Raw genomic sequence first — 19,593 nt, forward strand, 5'->3', positions numbered from 1 at the left:
ATTGTCCAGGTACCGGCACAGAGCACAACCATCCCTAGTGCGCGACTATCTGGACTAGTTCGACCGACGATTGGGCCCCAGAGCTACGGCTCCGGGGCCCAATCGTCGTTTTACAGCCAAGCGCATCGCGATCTACCTGCGCCTTCTCATGATCCGTCATCTTTTGTATTGACACTGCGCGCCGCTTAAGTCAAGCTCGTGGCAGCGCCACAGTTGCGCCTTCCTCCGGAAATCTCCGGAAACCCTCTCTCCAGCCTCAGGTTTCAGAACTGCTCCGTCCGCACGCACCGGGGCATCGGCCGCAGCGCGCCAGGCTGGAACGCGAGATCTGATCTTTGCAACCCAAGCCCGTCCTCCGGGCTTGGGTTTTTTCATGCCCAGATTCGGAAGGACCGCCAAATCCCATGCCCGGCAAGCAAACCGCCGAACCATCCAGCTCCAACCCGCGTCACAGACCCACACCGGCAACGAACCATGCTGCAGCACAACGCATCACGACACGATGTGAAAGTCACTCATGACGGCGCCGCTATCCGATCCGGTCAGTCAACCCGGATGGCTGGCGAGTTTGACACCCGCCATCGCTGCCGATCACACCCCCGACACGCGCCCTGCAGGTCAAGAGAAGGTCCATACCTTCAACGGATTGACCCCGATGTCCGCCGCACGCAAGTTCCAGCGCGTCCAGAACGCTCGAGACCTCGTCGCAAACGTACGCGATACGCCGATGCAGGCATCCCCGATCGCCGGTCCCGCTTTCGGAGACATATACGGGCCGACCCTGCCACCAGGCGCCTCCTCTGGTCCGGTCCCCGCCTCGGTCGAGGACATGATGCGCCAGCAGATCGACTCCGTGCCATCCCCCAAGGATCAACAAGGAAACCCACCACAGCCTAATCCGCAGCCCCAAAACCAAGCACCACAACAGGCTCCGGCACCACAACAGCCTGTACCGCAGCAGAATCCAGCACCACAACCGAACGCTCAACAGCCGCAACCAGACGCGCAACAGGCTGGAGTACCGGCATCGGATCAATCGAGCCAGATCCCTGATCGAATCGACCCGGCAGCACTCGCCGCCATGCCGAGTCTCAGCACCATCTACAACCCCGACGGCACACGGAAGACCCCACAGCAACAGGCCACGGACCGCACCGCACGCGACATGGTCGACCTCCCCACCGCCCTCGCCGACAACCAGTCCGGCACCACATCTCTGGGCGGCGGCGGAACAATCGAAAAGACCATCACCGCCACCACCGACGGCTGGCAGACCAACACCACCGTCACCCTGGCAAACGGCTTCACCACCACATTCAGCAACAACACCGGCACCGATGTCGAACAACTCCCCAACGGCCGCACCGCCACAACCCTGTCCTACGGCGACGCAGCCACCCAGGCCCGCACCGAACTCGGCCGGATCCAGCAGCAAATGCTCGACCCGAGCAAGCCAGGCATCCCAGGCAATCCCACGTCGGTCATCGGCTCGGGAATCAACGACGCCGGCGACGCACGCCAACTGGTCGAAGCACTCGATCGACTCATGTCGAACCCGAACGCACCGATCACCGTCATCAAGGACAAGAACGGCCGAATCACCAGCCTCACTGTCCTAGCCGCGGACGGAAGCGAGCACGTACTGGTCCTCAACGCCGGCGGTATCAGCTACGACCAGGAGACCCAGAAGTACTTCGAGTTCTACCGCCGACCCAACGGCATGGTCACGACCCCGGATGGATACCGAATCGTCGAGATCGGCGGCGAATACATTCGCGTCGACGACAGCGGAGCACCAGTCCTACCCAACAATCCGACCGCCGAGGAAGCACGGGTATTCGGCAGCAACGGTGTACGCACCGACAAACCTCACGGACCCCCGACACTGTCGAGCCCGGATTACGGCCCCTCGCCTTCGACGCCTTCGACCGCATCTCAGCCAGACGGCCCTCTGCGATACCCCGTAACCCCCAACACCACAGGTCCGTTCGTTGTCGAACTACCGAACGGGGACCTAGCCTCGATCTCGGAAATCCAAGTCCCCAAAGGTGTTTCCGCACAGCGGATGTACAAGGTCGAAGGCGGCGGGCTCCTCGTCGAAAGTGATACTGGCCTGCACTGGGCCACTGATCCCGGCCTCCCACCTACTCCCGAAGAAACCGGCAAAGCCATAACCAACGCCGTCGCCGAGACAATCATCTGGACCGCGGCCGGTGAAGGACTCGGCTACCTCGCAGTCCGCGCCAGCGCCAGGGTCCTTCCCAAGATCGCGGAAATTCTCGCCCGTAACGCAACCGCAGGCGTGGGTGATGCTACGACCGCAGCGGTTCAGGTCACTGCAGACGCCACAGCGGCGGACAGTACAGCAACCGCAGCTGCAGCAGGCACACGTGGCACTGCGGCCCGTTCAACCGTGCCCACGATTCAAGACGGTCGGGTCGCAGTCAACACCTCACCGTCCGGCAGCCCCACCACACCTCCGATCGGGCAGCGACAACTTGAGCCAAAGCTCATCACCACCACGCCCGATGCATCGTCGCGACCGCCTGTACGACCCACACCAGGAACGAGGCCCGGCGCCCGGCCAGGCGAAACTCCCCAAGCTCGTCCTGGTCTGAAACCTGGCGGCAGATCTCCCGCCAGACCCGGTGAAAAGCCAATCGTCCGGTCTGGCGATTTCAACGAACAAGTATCAATCGGTTCAGTAAACCCTTCCGAAACGGCCGGAGTCCATTTCAACCGTCCGGATGACCAATTCACGATTGTAGCCAACGAAACAACCGTGTTTGTCAACCGGGTGAGCAGTTCAGGCCCGTCAGACAGTGAATTCCTCGGGAACTATCGATGGGCGCGAGGACATGGCCCTAGGGAGGGCCTGAATGACAGTGTTGGAGGGGGCGGCTCCCCACACGAGCCACCCAACGGGCCGTTGTCGCCGCGTGGACTGCTTCCCAATCGAGAACCAGCTTCGCCGCCACCTGAGATTCCGGCGCGCCGCAGGCCCGAACCGAGACGTGTGCATGATGATTTTCACGAGCTTCGTCGAGACGTCATTGACATGCATAATTACGTTCACACCTTCCCTGAAACGGTCAACCGAACGCTCGCTTCAGCGGAGCTCTCAGGAGACAACATCACGTCAATACAGCTACGCGCAATGAGCGGAAAAGACTCATACCTGGATAACAGGAGAATCAGAATTGACGGTTCGACACGGGCGCCTTCGGAAGGAGAGGGAACTTACCAACTGGCAGCACTCGAAGGCGGCTGGAGTGGAGAGTTCGATTCTGAACGGAAAATCCTCGAAGAATTGGGTAATAAGCTTCGTTCAGGATCACTGGGAACACTTGATGCCACCAGCAAGGTCAGAATAGTCGTCGATCGCCCTGCAGGAGATTCAATGCCCAGCTGGAAGATTATTTGCGATTCCTGCAAGAACGTAATCAGACAATTTCGCGAGGAGTTTGGAATAGATGTCGAAGTTCGCGATATGCGTGGTAGGATCCTCCCCTACAATTAACATCGAATGGAGTGTAGCAGCGTGCCCGTCGAGCCAGATTTCGAACTGAACTCAGAAATTCTAGATGCATTCGCCAACCTGGTTCGAAAAGGTCTGAATCTGACCGATGTCGCGGGCTCATACGATTCCGATATCGACGCAATGGCAGCCAGCCAGGACGCTCCTCACGTTCCCACTACCGTCCGCGATGTGCTGCGGCTAATTGGCACTCGCCCAGGACCGTACGAACTTGTAGCTGGATCGCTCGGCGTGAGTGCCGTAGGCAAGGCATACAAGCGGCTTGCACTCGAGCTGCTGAACAGCCTCCCCCCGGATGCAATGAAGCTCACGAACCCAGATCAGATGTTCATAGTGGCAGTTTTTGAGAGTGAAATGTTCACAATAATCGACGGCTCTGAACTATCACATCCAAACCCTCCCGTATGGACGTTGCATGGAGATTACAAGCTCGTGAAGCGCTGGCCATCGGTTACCGAATGGTTCTCCGAGGTATCCCGAGGCGTAGCACGAAATCTCCATGAACACTGAGACGAACCCGCCGTACGAACAGTCTGATCAAATAAGTTGACGAGTACCTGGATAAGAAGTCCGACAGACAGCCGTCAACATGACAGAGGCAACCTGAGTTATGAGCGAGAGGATCTATGGGAAGATATTCTCGACTCCCAAGGCTGTGGTGGTTTCCTTGGTGGGACACGATGGCGACCCTGGCTCCGGCGTCGAGGAGGAAGGTCAGGTCGGCCAATTCCACGTCTATCGGCGCTGTTTCGCGCAGGTCGGGGTGGACGTCGAAGCCAGCGGAGAAGATCTCTGGGGCGGACCATGGTGCTGCGCAGATGCGGAAATCGGTCGGAGCGAGTGGATTATTTTCGGGGCGATTCCGGGTCAGCGGCTGAGGTAGGCGAGGACGGCCAGGACTCGGCGGTGGCCGGAGTCTTCCGGGGGGAGGTCGAGTTTGGTGAAGATGTTGGTGATGTGTTTGTGGATGGCTCGGTCGGTGACTGTCAGTAGGCGGGCTATTTCGGCGTTGGCGTAGCCCTGGGCCATCAGATCGAGGACTTCGCGTTCTCGGGGGGTGAGGGTCGTGATGGGGTCGTGGCGGGTTATCAACTGGTCCAGGACTTCCGGGTCCATGACCGTGCCGCCGGCGGCTATGTGGTGGAGGGCGTGGAGGAAGTCGTCTACGCGGGCTACGCGATCCTTCAAGAGGTAGCCGATGCTGCCGCCGGCTTGTAGAAGGTCCCGGGCGTAGGTGTGTTCTACGTATTGGGAGAAGACGAGGATCGGCTGGCCGGGGATCAGGGCGCGGATCTGCTGGGCTGCTCGGATGCCCTCGTGGCGGAAGGTGGGTGGGAGGCGGACGTCGATGATCGTCATTTCGGGGCGGTGTTCCAGGACTGCCTCGACAAACGACGGGGCGTCGGTGGTTACGGCCACTACCTCGTGGCCGTCCTCGCGCAGCAAGAGGACCAGGCCCTGGGCCAGAACGACATTGTCTTCGGCTATCACTATCCGCATGGGCAGGCCGCTCGCAGGATTGTGGGACCGCCGGGTGGGCTGTCGACAGTAAGCAGGCCGTCGAGGGATTCCATTCGGCGCCTCATACCGGAGATGCCGGTGCCTTGAGATTCGTTGACGCCGCCGCGGCCGTCGTCTCGGATCTCGACTGTGACGTAGCCGTCGACCATGCGCAGGTCGACATGTGCAGCGGTGGCTTCGGAGTGGCGGGCGGTATTGGTGAGGGCTTCGGTGACAACGAAATACAGAGCGGCCTCTACAGCTGCGGGTGGGGGTTGACCGATGTCGACCCGGACCGTGGTGGGGACGGTGCACCGGGCCGCCACGGCGGAGAGGGCGCCGTCGAGGCCGTGGTCGGAGAGGATCGGGGGGTAGGTGGTGCGCAGGACCGTGCGCAGGTCGCTCATTGCCGCCTCCGCGCCGGCTCGGGCCTGCTCCAGTAACGGAGCCACCGCTGCCGGATTGCGTTGCAGGGCACGCTGAGCCAGGCCCAGGCGCAGGGCGAGGGAGACCAGGTGGGCTTGGGTGCCGTCGTGCAGGTCGCGTTCGATGCGGCGCAGGTCGGCGGTGTGGGCGTCGACGGCTCCGGAGCGGGTGCGACGGAGGACGGCGATCTGTTGTGCCAGATCTTGTTTGACGCTCGGACTCAGGGCGGCCTGCGACACCAGCACGCCTGCACGCGCGATCAGGGGGCCACAGGCGATCAGTACCGCGGTGGTGATCACCGTTTGCAGGATCCCGATGGTGAGCGCGGACCACCAGCCGGTAATCGGGATGTTCGCGACGATCCGGATCGGGTCGTCGGGCGGGAACAGCCACCACAGCCAGATCGAGGCAAAACACAGCACGGGCAGGATAACGAGCGCGACACCCAGTGCGCCGAGGAAGGTTCCGGCGAAGAGGATGACCACGGCCCAGCGGAGTTCCCGCCACACGGTCCGGTCCAGGACCAGCGACGGGAGCCACCGGTACGGCCGGCCAACCGGAGATTCGGCATTGCCCGCAAGCCGCCCCAGCCGTTTCCGCTCGGCATCCGAAATCCGCCCGAGCAGCCACAATTGCGGTGGCACCAGCACGAATCCGATGCCGACCACGCAGGTGACGGCGGTGTAGAGCAGCAGTGGCACCGCGGCCACGGCATACAGTCCCCGGCCGAGCGTGACCACGCTGGAGACGGCCGTGGACCGGATCCGATCCCACCACAACGCAACTGGCATCCTCCGAGTCTGTCATTCCGGTGAGATCGCGACGGTGTAGCGGGCTCCACCATCGACCGTGGTGACAGGGACACCGTGCAAAGCGCGCGATCTGCTTAGCGTTGCCGGGCATGACGAACCGAAATGCCCTCTTGGCGGATCAGTCGAACACCCAGCGAAGACAAGCCGTCAAGGAGTTGCGGGTCTTCCTGCCCGCCGTCTACCTCGGCGCATGGCTGGTGGCGACGCCATTGTGGATTACCGGATTCCGGCGTGCGGCGGCCGCTCAGCATGCGAGTCCGCTGGCGGCGGCCTGCCTTTTCACCATGATGCTCGTCCCCGCCGCGGTGGCGATCGCCATGACTTTGCGGCGTAATTCCTGGCGTAGCGTCCCGCGGCTGCTGTCGCTGGGCCTGCCGCATCCACGCCGGCGTGCGCTCATCCAATGCTTGTGTGCGACCGCCGCATTGCCGGCGATCACCCTGGTCGGCCTGATTCCCGCGGCCGTGTTCGGCGTCTATCACCCGGTATGGCCGGATTCCTGGTGGTCGCTACTGGCTCTCCCGCTGTCCGCGGTGGTCTCTCTCCCGCTGTATCTGGGTGAGGAGATCGGCTGGCAGGGCTACATGATGCCGCGCTTGACCCTGCGCTTCGGCACCGTGACCGGTATCTGCATCGGCGGCGTGTGCTGGGGCCTGTGGCACTTGCCCATGACGGCCCTCGGCGGCAGCTACCCCGGGCACCCGCTCTACGTCGCGATCCCGGCGGCCGTGGCTGTCGCGGTGGGAGCGGGCGCCTTGATCGCCGTGATCCGAATCCGCACGAACTCCGTATGGCCCGCTGTCGCCGCGCATCTCGGCCTGAACGAGTTCGCGCTCCCCCTGCCTCAGCTGACTTCGGCGTCGGATCATGTTCCCGATCCGCTCTATGTCGGCCCGCTGGGTTTGCTCACCTTGCCGATCCTGTTGCTGGTCGCCGCGGCGGCATTGTTCACCGTGCGGCGGTAGGGACTTCACCGTCCCGCCGGTGTCCGGGGGCCTAAACTGTCTCGATGTCTTCCACTGCGAGCGGCAATCCCGGCCCCTTGAGCGATGACGAACGTGACCAGTTGTCCCAGGCCATTGTGGCGACGGCGCCCGCCCAGGAGATCCTGAGCATCGTCCTGGGTTCCGAGCTCGATATCCGCGAGTTGGGCGATCTTCCGCCCGACGCGGACATCAAGGATTCGGACAAACCCGAAGTGTCACAACTGCTTGCGGCCGTGGACCGCCTGTTCGCCGATCCCGCCGGGCAGGCGAACTTCCGGGACCTGCTCGCGACGCCGGAGTGGGCGGAGGCGGCGCGGCACGGGTTCGTGCCCGCGGATGCCACCATCCACGATGTCGTATTGCTGCTGATGGAATCACCGCGCTACTTCCCCGACGACGAGTAGGCCGGTTCGTTCATCTTCGCGTTGCCGACCCGGCCGCCTGAACGGGCCTTTTCGGGTACGGTCACTGCCATCGCCACTGCGCGGGTAGTGCCGCGGCAGTGAAAAGGTTGTTGGGGGAGCATGTTTGCCGAGAAGCGGCCGGGATGGGTGCTGGCCGGTCGCTATCGCTTGATCGAGCCGCTCGGTACCGGCGGCTTCGGGCGGGTGTGGAAGGCGCGCGACGAGCGGTTGCGGGTCGATGTCGCGGTGAAAGAGGTGTGGCTGCCGCCCGCGGAATCGCATGCCGAGCATGCCGAACGGGTGGAGCGCGCGGAGCGGGAGGCCCGGAATGCCGCGCGGCTGCGGCATCATCCGAATATCGTGGCCGTGCACGATGTGGTGACCGAGGACGAGACGCCTTGGATCGTCATGCAATTGGTGGACGGGGAGTCGCTCAAACAGCGGCTCGACCGCGATGAGACGGTGCCGGTCGACGAGGCCGCGGCGATCGCGGTGGCGCTGCTGCAGGTATTGCGCGCCGCACACGAGCTCGGCATCGTGCATCGGGATATCAAGCCGGACAATGTCTTACTGACCCGGACCGGCGAGATCTTGCTCACCGATTTCGGGATCGCCCGCGACCATGCGGAGAACACGCTCACCGCCAAGGATGTGATCGTCGGCTCGTTCGAATATCTGGCGCCGGAGCGGATCGACGGTGACGATCGGCCCGCCGGCGACCTGTTCTCGCTGGGTGTGACGCTATATCACGCGGTCGAGGGCTTTTCGCCGTTCCGCCGCAAGACCGTGCAGGGCACGCTGGTGGCGGCCATGCTCGGGATCGCGCCGGCGCCGTTGCATGCGGGCCGGCTCACGCGGCTGGTCACCTGGTTGATGGAGAAGCAGCCCGAATCGCGGCCGTCGATCGCGCAGGCGCTATCGCTGCTGACTCCCGAGCCGGCTGCCGCTCCGGCCCCGGAAGCTGTTCTCGAACAGTCGAATTCGCCCGTCGAAGACCCCGATTCACCCGCGTATCAGCAGCGCCGTACGGCGGAGGCGGGCGACAGGAACGCGATGGTCCGCCTGGCGGCGATGCTGAAGAACCGCGGCGAGCTCGCCGAGGCCGAACTCTGGTATCGGAAGGCGGCGGAGGCGGGCGATATGGTCGCGATGTATGCGCTCGCGGATCTGCTGCGCCGCCGGGGTGAGCAGACCGAGGCCGACCAGTGGTATCGCAAGGCCGCGGAGAGTCGTATCGCTCCGTCGATCGCCGCGCTGCGGAAGCCGCCCAGCAATCGGAAGCCGTAACCGGTTCGCGCCGGCGGCACCCGGATCGCAACACCACTGCGCAGGACTGAATTTGCAGGATTCGTTCCTATAATTTCCCAATCGGACGACCGACCTGTAGTGTGCGCACGTCGCACCGCCGCGATCGACGAAATCCCTGTTCTGGCAATGGAGTTCGAGTGCTGGAAATACACCACTTCAGCTACGGGTGGGTCACACCCGTACTGGCCTACATCATGTCCGTCACCGGATCGCTCCTCGGGCTCCGGTGCACGGCGCGTGCCCGCACGGGAGACGGGCGAGCCGGCTGGCTGATCGCCGCGTCGATCGCCATCGGGGGAACCGGCATCTGGGTCATGCATTTCGTCGCCATGCTCGGGTTCACGATCCATGGCGCGACGATTCGCTACAACATCCCGATTACGCTGCTCAGCGCCGCGATTGCGGTCGTCGCCGTGTGGTCGGGGCTGTCGATCGTGGCGCGCGGGAAGGGCTTCGGGCGGCTGCTCGCCGGCGGCACCGTCACCGGTCTCGCGGTCGGCGCCATGCACTACTCGGGCATGTACGCGATGAAGACGGACGCGGTGATCGACTACAACGCGGGACTGGTGACGCTGTCCATGGTCATCGCGGTGGTCGCGGCGACCGTCGCATTGTGGTTCACCCTTGTCATCACTGGGATCTGGGCCACAGTCGCGGCCGCGCTGATCATGGGTGTGGCCGTTTGCGGAATGCATTACACCGGCATGGCCTCGATGAGCGCGCATATGTCCGACCATGCGACCACGCCGTCGGGCGCGAGTGCGATGGGATTGCTGGCGCCGTTCATGGTCACCGTCAGCGTGGTGACCCTGGTGCTGCTCATTCACGTCGGGCTCACCGAGGTGGACGAACGCGCCATGCTGCCCGAACCCGCACTCAGCCCGGCGGCAGCACCGGAGGCACGGTCGACCCGGTCCGATCGGACTGCGGCACAGCAGAATTCGACCGCTGTGCGCTTTGCGGCGGGCGCTGGCTCGAGCAGTCTGGCGGCCCTGCACGATCGCCCCGGACAGCTGCAGCACAATCTCGATGCGCTGCGCGGCAATCAGAGCCTGCCGCAGCGCAATCCGAACGGCGGACCGGTTCTGCCCACGGGCGGTCGGCACTCCGGATACTGATCGCTTGCTGAGACTCGTGCCCGCTTCCTGAGAATCGCCGGGCCGGGATCGCCGGGAAGACGGCAATGCGCTCGGCATTCCGCCGAGCAGGTCTCGACATACGCACTTACTTGGTTCGACATTCGGGCATACGGGCAGCAAACTGTCAGCCGTGGCGCACCATCAGTTCGAGCTCATCTTCCTGGTCCTGTTCGCGACAATTCTGGCCCAACCGCTGGGGAAGCGGCTGGGCCAGGCGCCCGCGGTGCTCATGACCGCCTTCGGCGTGGTGCTGGCGCTGCTGCCACAGGTGCCCAATATCGAGCTCGAGCCGGAGATCATCCTGCCGCTGGTGCTGCCGCCACTGCTCTACGCGGCCGCGCGACGCACCTCCTGGCGGCAGTTCGCGGAGAACTGGACCGCCATCGGCCTGCGAGCCGTCGTGCTGGTCATCGTCACCACCGTGGCCGTGGCCTGGATATTCCACCTCTGGTATCCGGCCTTCCCGATCGGCGCCGCGATCGCACTCGGCGCGCTGGTGGCGCCACCGGACCCGGTGGCCGTCTCGGCGCTCGCGAGCAAGCTGGGCCTGCCCCGCCGCCTGGTGGCGGTGCTCGAGGGCGAGGGCCTGTTCAATGACGTGACCGCCATCGTCATCTATTCGGTGGCGATCCAGGCGGTGGTCACCGGCAAATTCTCGGCATGGGGTGCGGCGCGGGACTTCGCCATCTCGGCCGTGGTCGGCCTGGTGGTGGGACTGGTGCTGGGCTGGGCCGGCAGCAAGATCATGGGGCAGCTCGGCGAAGCGCACTGGAAGGTAGCGCTGGGGCTATTGCTGCCCTTCGCCGCCTACTGGATCGCGGACTCGCGAGGCGGGTCGGCGGTGCTGGCGGTACTGGTGTGCTCGCTGTATCTCGCCGATGCCGCAACGGATTTCGGGGACAGCGACTTCCGGCTGGTCGGTGACTCCTTCTGGGAGATCACCGAAATGCTGGTCACCGGTTTCGCTTTCGGCCTCATCGGCCTGGAATTGAGTACCGTACTACGCGATGCCGGACCCGATTGGCCGCGGTTCCTCGGCGGTGCGGCGGCGGTGATCGCGGTCGTGGTGGGACTGCGGCTGGTCTGGCTGTTGTTCACCACCAGCATCTTCCGGGTCTGGAGGCGGAATCGGGACGTGGACGAGACCTTCACGTGGCGGGAGACGATCGTCACCTGGTGGGCGGGCATGCGCGGCGTCGCCACCGTCGCGCTCGCGCTGGCCGTGCCGCTCACCACCGACAGCGGGCAGCCGTTCCCTGGACGCACCGAAATCCTTTTCATCGCCTTCGCGGTCGTGCTGTTCACGCTGCTGCTGCAAGGACCGACCCTGCCGACGGTGGTGCTCGCGACCGGAGTGCACCGCGATACCGAGGCCGAGCGTGTGATGGAACGTCAATTGTGGACCCGGGTCCTGAAGGCGGAACTCACTCACCTCAAGCAGCTCGCGGACATCGAGGAGCTACCCGAGGAAGTCTACGAACGCCTCCGCGACGGATTCGAACGTCGTCTCGCACACGCGGATCCGGGCGCCGCCGACGATAATGCCCGTCTCGAGAACTCCCGGGCCCTGGCCATGAGCACCAAGATCCGCGCCATCACCAATGAGGTGCTGGAGGCCGGCCGCACCGAGGCCCTGTCCGCGCGTCGCGAACCCGGCATCCCGCCCGACGTGGTCGACCGGGTGATGCGCCGCCTGGACCTGCGCGGAAGGTGAACTGCACCGGAGGCTCGTCCGCACCCGGCTGCACGGAAAGATCTCCGGCAGCGGCTATTCCGAGATGACCGGCCCGACCGAAAGCATCGAGTAGATCGCGACTGCTCCCACCAGGGTGAGCAATACACCGGCAATGGCCAGATTCACCCGCTTGTGAGTGACCAGGATGGCCGCGAATTCCCGCAGAAAGGCCGCCGGGACGAAGTAGCGGGCGGTACGTGACCCGGTGACCTGCGCGTTCAGGCCGACTCGGCGGGTCAGCGTCGCGGTGCGCAGCACATGGAAATCGCTGGTGACCACCGTGATTCGCAGCCGCGCGGGATCCAGATCGTGGCCGCGTAGCTCACGGAGCGTGAAGCGGAGGTTCTCCTCGGTATTGCGCGACCGGTTCTCCCGCACGATCCCGGATCGCGGAATGCCCTGGGCCTCCAGGTAATCGGCCATGGCATCGGCCTCCGCCACGGTCTCCCCCGGGCCCTGCCCGCCCGAGGTCACCAGCAGTGGCGTACCACCCCGCCGCACCTCGGACCGATACACCTCGGCGGCCCGATCCAGCCGCGAGGCCAGCAACGGCGTGACCGCCGAATCACGTAATCCGCAGCCCAGCACCACGATCGCATCGGAATCCACCCGCCGCGGCAACCGCGCATACAACACCGCGTACCCGGTGAAGGCCAGCAACTGCACCAGAATCTGCAAGCCGATCAATGTGACCGCCGCAGCCAGCACCGGCACCCACCACGGCCGATTCGTCCCCGGATCGATCACCTGATAAGCGATCAGCGGCAAAGCAATCAACCCCACGCCCACCACCGGGGCGATGGCGGTCGCAATCCGCAGCCCTTCCCGCCGCGTGATCACCACCCCATTCGCCACCAGCCCCACCCCGCCCGCCAGCAGGGACAGGATGGGCAGCAGAATCATCAGCGCCACACCGAGTTCCAGCGCCGGCCCCGGAGCCACGATGTGCAGCACCGACACCGCCCACGCCGCAAGCAGCACAGTGGCGGCCAGCAATACCAGCCCGGTCGAAATCCGCCGCGGCTCCCGCATCACCCGCACTGCCCCGAACACAGCGAGCAACGCCCCCGCCGCGAGCAGCACCGAATTCGCTGCCGTCACCGCGGCCCCGAGTCCGTACCGATCACAGGCCCACGGCCGGTTCGTCCCGTGAGCGAACCACACGACACCGCCGGAGTGGATCGGTCGGGCACGGTGGAGATATCTGTGCTCGCACGGCGTGCCGCGGGTCCGGCCGGTGTGTAGCCATAGGCTGCGATGCCGGCACTGCCATCGGCACTTGCCGCGGCAGCGACGACCTGCGGCGCTGCGGTATCCGCCTGAGCAGTCGCGATCACCGGAGCAGCTGCCGCCGGGGCGGCGCCGGCCCAGGTGAGGCGGCGGACGAGCCATTCGACGGGGCCCTGGGCGAAGTGGTCGAGCCACCAGAGGGAGAGGGCGGCCTGGGTGGCGAGGATCAGTACGCAGAGCTGCAGGGTGAGGCCCCAAGCGGTGCGCGCCTCGGGAGCGAGACCCAGTTGCGGGGCGAAAAACCGCACGGCGACCACGATTACGGTGGCGAGGAGGTAGTTGGTGAGGGCGGTGCGGCCGAGGGCGGCGAGGACCTTCGCGGCCGGGCCGTGGGCACGATTACCCAGCAGCATGAGCACCACGCCAGCGTAGGTGAGCGCCATGACCAGGCCCGCTGCCACGCCGAACCCCGGGTGCACCGACTGTAGGATGAGCGCGCCCACCACGGCCGGAACCAGCAGGACCAGGCCGAGCAGCAGCATCTGCGCATCGATGCGTTCCAGCCGCTGCGGCACCCTGGTCACACCCGCGGCGAAACCGAGCAGGAACAGCCCCGGAACCGCCGGCAATCCCTCGGTGCCGGTGGCCGCCCAGGCGGTGAGGATCACGCCCATCAGGCCCGTGACGGGACCTGCCCACCGGTTCGGGAGGAAGGTCGCGGGCAGCAGCAGGGTGAGCGCCACGATGGCGTACGGCAGCAGCGCCTCGCCGGGCTGCAAGAGCTGATGCAGCGCTCCCAGCACACCGAGCACCAGAATGCGCCGCAACATGACGATGCGCGGCGACCGGGCGCGCACGCTCGCCGACCGCCACATGAGCGCGAAGCTCACCCCGAACAGCACCGAGAACAGGGGGAAGAAACGACCGTGGACGGTGAACTCGAGCCAGCGCACCATCGGATCCACCGAGCCATTACGCGTCCAGGACAAGTGCAGGATGGCCGGGGCATTGGCGAAGAGGATGCCGCAGAGGGCGAATCCGCGCAGGATATCCAGGCTCGGGAGTCGTCTCATGGCGTCCATCCTCGGTGCGGCGGGGTAGCTCGCACATCCGCCGGATGGCCAGAAACCAATCTTCCGGACTCATCCGAATGGATGATCCGCACCATCGCCCCGTCAACCCCGGAAACGGTCGCGCCGGGTGGGAGCGCTTACTCCAAGGCGGCGATCACCCGCTCACGTCGGCGATCGCCGCCGCGCACCTCGAGCGCGGTGACGACGCCGGCACCGGCCGGAACCGCTGCGAGCGTCGCGAGAATGCGGACGACAGCGGACTTTCGCATGGACACCTTCCTTTCGGTCGGCGCCGACGCTATGTGTGTGCGAGGGCCGGGGACCTCGGCCGAACGGCCGGATTCAGCCGCAGTCGGATGCGGGCGGCGGCTGGAACCCGCGCTCCGCGGTCAGAAGTGGAAGACCGTGGTACTGCGATTGTCGGCTTGGCATTGGTTGGGGAAGGTCTGGCGGTAGTTGATCTGATGTCCGTTCCAGACGCCGTCGGCGGCGAGGGTCACCGGCTGGTAGATCATGGCGCAGAACCGCTCCGGATGACCGCGCAGCTTCTCGAAATCACCTCCGGCGGCGGCGATTTCCGCGCAGGCGGCGGCCGGGTCCGGATGGGTGCCGCCCTGCACCGGCGCGCACACGAGCAGTACGGTGCGCTGGTCGGTGGAGCTGTCGAGCGAATTCCCTTTCGCCACTGTGAGAGTCACCGCGGAAGGTCCGCCGTCGTCGGTGGGCTGTGCGTGGGCGGGTGCGACGGTGCACAGCACCGCGAGCGCGCCCGCCGCCGCACTCGCCATACGAATACCGAGGGACATGATCGGCCTCCACTTCGATTGCCGGGTATGCCCGCTCGATCGGCGCGGCCGACCACAATGTTTCACACGGCCTGCGGGATTTCCGTATCGACCGAGGTCAGCGCGTTGTTGCCCGAAGTGTCTTTCACATCGACGCCCGAGCGGCCGAGTCGGCGCGCGCCTTCGATCAGGCCGGCCGCCACCTGCGCCGCACGCGCATAGCCGAGCCCGTCCGGCGGATGAATATTGGAGATGCAGTTGCGTTCGGAATCCGAGCGGCCCGGCCGCGGCAGGTGCGTCAGGTAGATGCCGAGGCTGTCCGCGACCGACAGTCCGGGCCGCTCTCCGATGAGAACCAGGACGGTCGAAACCCCCAGCGCCGCACCGATATGGTCACCCAAGGCCACCCGCGCCTGTGTCGCGATAACCGGTGGGGCCAGGCTGTATCGATCTTCCAGTGCCTCGATCAGCGCGGCCAGCATGGGCACGCCGTGGTCGGTCAGCGCCCGCGGCGACAAACCATCGGACAGGACGAACCCGATATCCGCCCCGGATCGCGGAACTGCCGACAGCGCAGCAGCTTCCGCGGGCAACCGACCCAGGTCCGGCCGCCGCAGATACTCGGAACGATCGGCCGCCCGGCTGGGCACATGGACCGGACTGCCCAACCCGAGTGTGGCGAGCTGCGTGGCGAACAGGGAGATATCGAGCGGTGAGTGCACCGCGTCCCGCGCCGATGCGTGGGCGGCCCGCAAGGCCAGCACCTCCGAGGTCGGTAACGCGTCCCCGGTACGCCCGAGACCGATCCGCGCCTGCGTGGTGCGCCGCAGCTCGTCCCAGAACTGCTGTGCGGCAAGGCCTTCAGCGGAGCCGGATACCGGGGTGAGGGAATGTTCTCTCATGCGGCACCTCGCGCGGCCAGCGCACGCAGCGGCGAGGACAACGGCTCGACCGGCAGCACCCGGCCGTCCGGCCCCATCATGCCGAGCCGGTCGAGCCACGCCGCGAATTCGGGAGCGGGCCGCAGCCCCAGCGCCTTCCGCGCGTAGAGCGCATCGTGATATGCGAGGCTCTGATAGCCGAGCATGACATCGTCGGCGCCGGGGACGGTGATGACGAAGGCGCAACCGGCCGCACCCAGCAAGGTGAGCAGGGTGTCCATATCGTCCTGGTCGGCTTCGGCGTGGTTGGTGTAGCAGACGTCCACACCCATGGGCAGGCCCAGCAGCTTGCCGCAGAAGTGGTCTTCCAGCCCGGCGCGGATGATCTGCTTACCGTCGTAGAGGTATTCGGGCCCGATGAATCCGACGACGGTATTGACCAGCAGCGGATCCAGGTCCCGCGCGACGGCGTAGGCGCGGGCCTCCAGGGTCTGCTGATCGACCGGTCTGCCGCCCGTGCCCAGGTGCGCACCGGCCGAAAGCGCCGACCCCTGACCGGTTTCCAGGTACATGACATTCTCCCCGACGGTCCCGCGTCGCAACGACCGGCCGGCCGCATCCGCCTCGCGCAGCAGCGAAATATTCACGCCGAAACCGGAATTCGCGCCCTCGGTGCCGGCGATGGACTGGAATACCAGATCCACCGGCGCCCCGGCCTCGATCAATCCGATGGTCGTGGTGACGTGCGAGAGTACGCACGACTGCGTCGGAATCCCGAACCGCTGCCGCACCTCGTCGAGCAGGTACAGCAGATCCGCTGTGGCCCTGGGCGAGTCGGTGGCCGGGTTGATACCGATCACGGCGTCACCGCAGCCCAGCAGCAGCCCGTCCAGCACCGCCGCGGCGATTCCGCGCGGGTCGTCGGTGGGGTGGTTGGGCTGCAGACGGGTAGCGAGGGTGCCCGGCAGCCCGACGGTGGTGCGGAATCCGGCCGTCACCTGCGCCGCCCGCGCCACCGCGATCAGGTCCTGGTTGCGCATGAGTTTGCTGACCGCGGCGACCATTTCGGGGGTGAGCCCGCGCGCCACCGCGGTCAGGGTCGCGGCGGCGCCGGGGCCCGCCGCGACGGCCAGCAGCCAGTCCCGCAGTCCGCCCACGGTGAGATGCGAAATCGCCTGGAACGCACGGCGATCGTGGGTGTCGATGATGAGCCGGGTGACCTCGTCGGTCTCATACGGGACGACCGGGTCGTTCAGGAAGACGGTGAGCGGCACGTCGGCCAGCGCCCATTGCGCGGCGGCTCGTTCGGCGTCGGAATGTGCCGCGCATCCGGCGAGTTCATCGCCGCTGCGCCGTGGGGTGGCCTTGGCGAGCAGGTCGACCAGGCCGTCGAAGGTGTGGGTGACACCGCCGAGATGCTGGTGGTACACGGTCATCGAAAGTCCTTTGCGGCGCGGGCCGGTGATCGTTCCGATCCTCCGGGCGCGTATTGCTGCGATGTAACCAATGGTTTCCCGGCGCATTAATCCGCGTTACGTCGACCGAGCCGCCGAATCGGGTGCGCGCAAGCGCCTGATCGCCCGTGACCTCCGGTTACCATGACGAAGACGCTCCCCCGGGTCCGCCGGTTCCGATGGCGGACATCCCTCAGCGCACAGGAGAACGGACTCCATCCGATGGCAACGGGTACCTACCAGCCACCCTGGCTCCGCACCGTCGACCTGGTCGGCGAACTCCGGAGCCTGGGCGGCTGGTTGCAGCAACCGAACCGTGTGGGCCGTGCGGTCCAGGCGTACCGCGATCTGCTGGCGGCGGCGCCGGCGTCCATCGCGTACGCGTTCACGCTCTTCGTCACCTGGTGGACGTTGCGCGGGGCCAGCAATATCGTCGGCAAACGGCTGATCCTGTCCGCGTCCACGAATCTGCGGAATATGCAGAAGGAACCGATTCAGGTGCTGGTCGCGTCCGCGTTCTGGACGGACAGCGCCGGGTTCCCGTGGGGGGACATTCTCATCCTGATCACGGTGATGGCGCTGGCCGAGTACTGGCTGGGGTCGCTGCGCTGGATTCTGGCGGTGGCGATCGGGCATGTGGGCGCGACACTCATCACCGTGCTCGGGATCGCGCACAAGCTGGACCGGCATCTGATTCCGACGAAGGTGGCCTTCACCTCGGATGTCGGCCCCAGCTACGGGATTTCGGCCATGCTGGCGGTGCTGACCTTCCGGCTGCGTGGATGGCCGCGGCTGCTGTGGGCGGCGGGGTTGCTCATCTGGTACGCGCGGGGCGTGTGGAAGGGCCGCACTTTCACCGATTACGGCCACTTCTTCGCGGTGCTGATCGGATTCACGGTCGGCGCCATCGCGGTGGCGTTGTCGCATCGCCGGGTGGCGGTGCGGGCGCGGGCGGCGGCCAGGGCCGAGCGGGCGGGCAAGGCCACAGCCGGCAAGGCGGCGTCTGCGAACGTGTCGACGCCCGCAGATTCGTCCGCGCCCTGCAATGGATCAGCGCCCGCAGATGTTTCGGCGCCCGACAATGTTGCGGTGGCCGCCGACGGACCGGCGGCCACCGGAACCTCAACTGGCGACGGGGTCGGGGTCGCGGCGGCGGCGCAGGTCGCGCTGGAGGAGGCGGACGGCCGGCTCGACCAGGCGGGCGGCGATCGGGCCGATCACCGCCATCAATAGCACGTAGGCGGAGGCGAGGGCGGCCAGCCGGGCGGGCACGCCGCCCACTGAAACCGCCAGTCCCGCAATGACTATCGAGAATTCCCCGCGCGCCACCAGCGCCGCGCCGGCGCGGGCCCGGCCCATCCGGCGTATCCCTTGCCGTTGCGCCGCCCACCAGCCGGTACCGATCTTGGTGAGGGCGGTGATGAATGCCAGCGCGATGGCCCAGCCCAGCACGGGCGGGATGGCCGTGGGATCGATACTGAGCCCGAAGGCCACGAAGAATATGGCCGCGAACAGATCTCGCAGCGGTTCCAGGAGTTTCGTGGCCTCGTGTGCGGTGGAGTCGGAGATGGCGATGCCCAGCAGGAAGGCTCCGACGGCCGCCGACACCTTCAGCGCCGAGGCGAGACCGGCGACCAGCAGGGCCGCGCCGAGCAGTGCGAGCAGGAATACTTCCGGATCGTGACTGTCCACGATCTTCGACACGTAGCGACCGTAGCGCAGCGCCACCACGAGCACGACGGTGATGGCGATCAGGGCGATGGCGAGTGACCGCAGGCCGCTCATGAAACTGACTCCGGCCAGCATCATCGTGAGAATCGGCAGGTATACCGCCATGGCCAGGTCTTCGAACACCAGCACCGAGAGGATGACCGGCGTCTCGCGGTTACCGAGTCGTCCGAGGTCGTTGAGCACCTTGGCGACGATGCCGGAGGAGGAGATATAGGTGACGCCGCCCATGACGACGGCGCCGACCGCTCCCCACCCCAGCATCAAGGCCACCACCGCGCCAGGCGTCGCATTGGCGACGATGTCGACGATGCCGGCCAGCCAGGATCTTCGAAGTCCGGTCACCAATTCGGCTGCGGTGTACTCCAATCCGAGCAGGAGCAGCAATAGTACGACGCCGATCTCGCCGGCCAGGTGACCGAATTCGGTGGCTGCCCGCATTTCGAATATCCCGCCTTCACCGAAGGCGAGCCCGCCGAGCAGGTACAGCGGGATGGGTGACATGCCGAACCGGCCGGCTACCCGGCCCAGCATGCCCAGCACGAACAAGATCGCGCCGAGTTCGACCAGGGCTAGGCTGCTCGAGTCCACGCG

Annotated in this window: 17 protein-coding genes; 8 read left to right on the forward strand and 9 right to left on the reverse strand. The window is 65.9% G+C overall.

Annotated features, from left to right (window positions below; all coding sequences use genetic code 11):
* Positions 1-517: 517 nt before the first annotated feature.
* Together ACIP5Y_RS00875 and ACIP5Y_RS00880 are read left to right on the forward strand one after the other, a co-directional pair.
* Positions 518-3,520, forward strand: a complete 3,003-nt coding sequence (locus ACIP5Y_RS00875) for a hypothetical protein (protein WP_400346413.1) — start codon at positions 518-520, stop codon at positions 3,518-3,520.
* Between the two features lie 21 nt (positions 3,521-3,541).
* Positions 3,542-4,048 carry a hypothetical protein gene (locus tag ACIP5Y_RS00880; RefSeq protein WP_400346414.1) on the forward strand — a complete coding sequence of 169 codons (507 nt, stop codon included), beginning with the start codon at positions 3,542-3,544 and terminating at the stop codon, positions 4,046-4,048.
* A gap of 357 nt (positions 4,049-4,405) precedes the next feature.
* Here the strand turns inward: ACIP5Y_RS00880 and ACIP5Y_RS00885 are convergent, their stop codons facing one another.
* Both ACIP5Y_RS00885 and ACIP5Y_RS00890 read right to left on the reverse strand, forming a co-directional pair.
* A complete protein-coding gene (locus ACIP5Y_RS00885; protein WP_400346415.1) occupies positions 4,406-5,038 on the reverse strand; it encodes a response regulator in 633 nt (210 codons plus the stop codon).
* Positions 5,029-6,255, reverse strand: coding sequence for a histidine kinase (locus ACIP5Y_RS00890; RefSeq protein ID WP_400346416.1), 1,227 nt, complete (start codon positions 6,253-6,255; stop codon positions 5,029-5,031). Before ACIP5Y_RS00890 ends, ACIP5Y_RS00885 begins: the two co-directional genes overlap by 10 nt.
* Positions 6,256-6,365: 110 nt before the next feature.
* Between ACIP5Y_RS00890 and ACIP5Y_RS00895 the strand changes: the two genes are divergently transcribed.
* From ACIP5Y_RS00895 to ACIP5Y_RS00915, 5 genes are all read left to right on the forward strand, one after another.
* Positions 6,366-7,241, forward strand: a complete 876-nt coding sequence (locus ACIP5Y_RS00895; protein WP_400346417.1) for a CPBP family intramembrane glutamic endopeptidase — start codon at positions 6,366-6,368, stop codon at positions 7,239-7,241.
* Between the two features lie 44 nt (positions 7,242-7,285).
* The gene (locus ACIP5Y_RS00900) at positions 7,286-7,666 is read left to right on the forward strand and encodes a hypothetical protein (RefSeq protein WP_400346418.1); all 381 of its coding nucleotides are present in this window, start codon (positions 7,286-7,288) and stop codon (positions 7,664-7,666) included.
* 120 nt (positions 7,667-7,786) lie between these two features.
* Positions 7,787-8,953: a serine/threonine-protein kinase gene (locus tag ACIP5Y_RS00905; RefSeq protein ID WP_400346419.1), complete on the forward strand. Its 1,167-nt coding sequence runs from the start codon at positions 7,787-7,789 to the stop codon at positions 8,951-8,953.
* Between the two features lie 158 nt (positions 8,954-9,111).
* Positions 9,112-10,092 (forward strand): MHYT domain-containing protein, encoded by a 981-nt coding sequence (locus ACIP5Y_RS00910; RefSeq protein WP_400346420.1) that lies wholly within the window; start codon positions 9,112-9,114, stop codon positions 10,090-10,092.
* Between the two features lie 151 nt (positions 10,093-10,243).
* Entirely contained in the window at positions 10,244-11,827 is a 1,584-nt protein-coding gene (locus ACIP5Y_RS00915; RefSeq protein WP_400346421.1) for a Na+/H+ antiporter, read from the forward strand.
* A gap of 54 nt (positions 11,828-11,881) precedes the next feature.
* Here the strand turns inward: ACIP5Y_RS00915 and ACIP5Y_RS00920 are convergent, their stop codons facing one another.
* From ACIP5Y_RS00920 to ACIP5Y_RS00945, 6 genes are all read right to left on the reverse strand, one after another.
* Positions 11,882-12,949, reverse strand: a complete 1,068-nt coding sequence (locus ACIP5Y_RS00920; RefSeq protein ID WP_400346422.1) for a YdcF family protein — start codon at positions 12,947-12,949, stop codon at positions 11,882-11,884.
* Entirely contained in the window at positions 12,946-14,151 is a 1,206-nt protein-coding gene (locus ACIP5Y_RS00925; RefSeq protein ID WP_400346423.1) for a DUF418 domain-containing protein, read from the reverse strand. Before ACIP5Y_RS00925 ends, ACIP5Y_RS00920 begins: the two co-directional genes overlap by 4 nt.
* A gap of 137 nt (positions 14,152-14,288) precedes the next feature.
* Positions 14,289-14,420: a hypothetical protein gene (locus ACIP5Y_RS00930; protein WP_400346424.1), complete on the reverse strand. Its 132-nt coding sequence runs from the start codon at positions 14,418-14,420 to the stop codon at positions 14,289-14,291.
* A 120-nt stretch (positions 14,421-14,540) separates the two neighbouring features.
* On the reverse strand, positions 14,541-14,957 hold the full coding sequence (locus ACIP5Y_RS00935) for a subtilase-type protease inhibitor (RefSeq protein ID WP_400346425.1): 417 nt from the start codon (positions 14,955-14,957) through the stop codon (positions 14,541-14,543).
* Between the two features lie 62 nt (positions 14,958-15,019).
* Positions 15,020-15,838, reverse strand: a complete 819-nt coding sequence (gene eutC, locus ACIP5Y_RS00940; protein WP_400346426.1) for an ethanolamine ammonia-lyase subunit EutC — start codon at positions 15,836-15,838, stop codon at positions 15,020-15,022.
* The gene (locus ACIP5Y_RS00945; protein WP_400346427.1) at positions 15,835-17,253 is read right to left on the reverse strand and encodes an ethanolamine ammonia-lyase subunit EutB; all 1,419 of its coding nucleotides are present in this window, start codon (positions 17,251-17,253) and stop codon (positions 15,835-15,837) included. The genes eutC and ACIP5Y_RS00945 overlap by 4 nt, the downstream gene beginning before the upstream one ends.
* Before the next feature lie 240 nt (positions 17,254-17,493).
* Here ACIP5Y_RS00945 and ACIP5Y_RS00950 point away from each other — a divergent pair, with 240 nt between their 5' ends.
* Positions 17,494-18,504, forward strand: coding sequence for a rhomboid-like protein (locus ACIP5Y_RS00950; protein ID WP_400346428.1), 1,011 nt, complete (start codon positions 17,494-17,496; stop codon positions 18,502-18,504).
* On the opposite strand, the gene ACIP5Y_RS00955 is transcribed toward ACIP5Y_RS00950, so the two are convergent.
* Complete coding sequence (locus ACIP5Y_RS00955) at positions 18,394-19,590, reverse strand: cation:proton antiporter (protein WP_400346429.1); 1,197 nt, start codon at positions 19,588-19,590, stop codon at positions 18,394-18,396. The genes ACIP5Y_RS00950 and ACIP5Y_RS00955 overlap by 111 nt on opposite strands.
* Positions 19,591-19,593 lie beyond the last annotated feature (3 nt).

It is taken from the genome of Nocardia sp. NPDC088792, from assembly GCF_044750615.1.
Lineage (GTDB): Bacteria > Actinomycetota > Actinomycetes > Mycobacteriales > Mycobacteriaceae > Nocardia.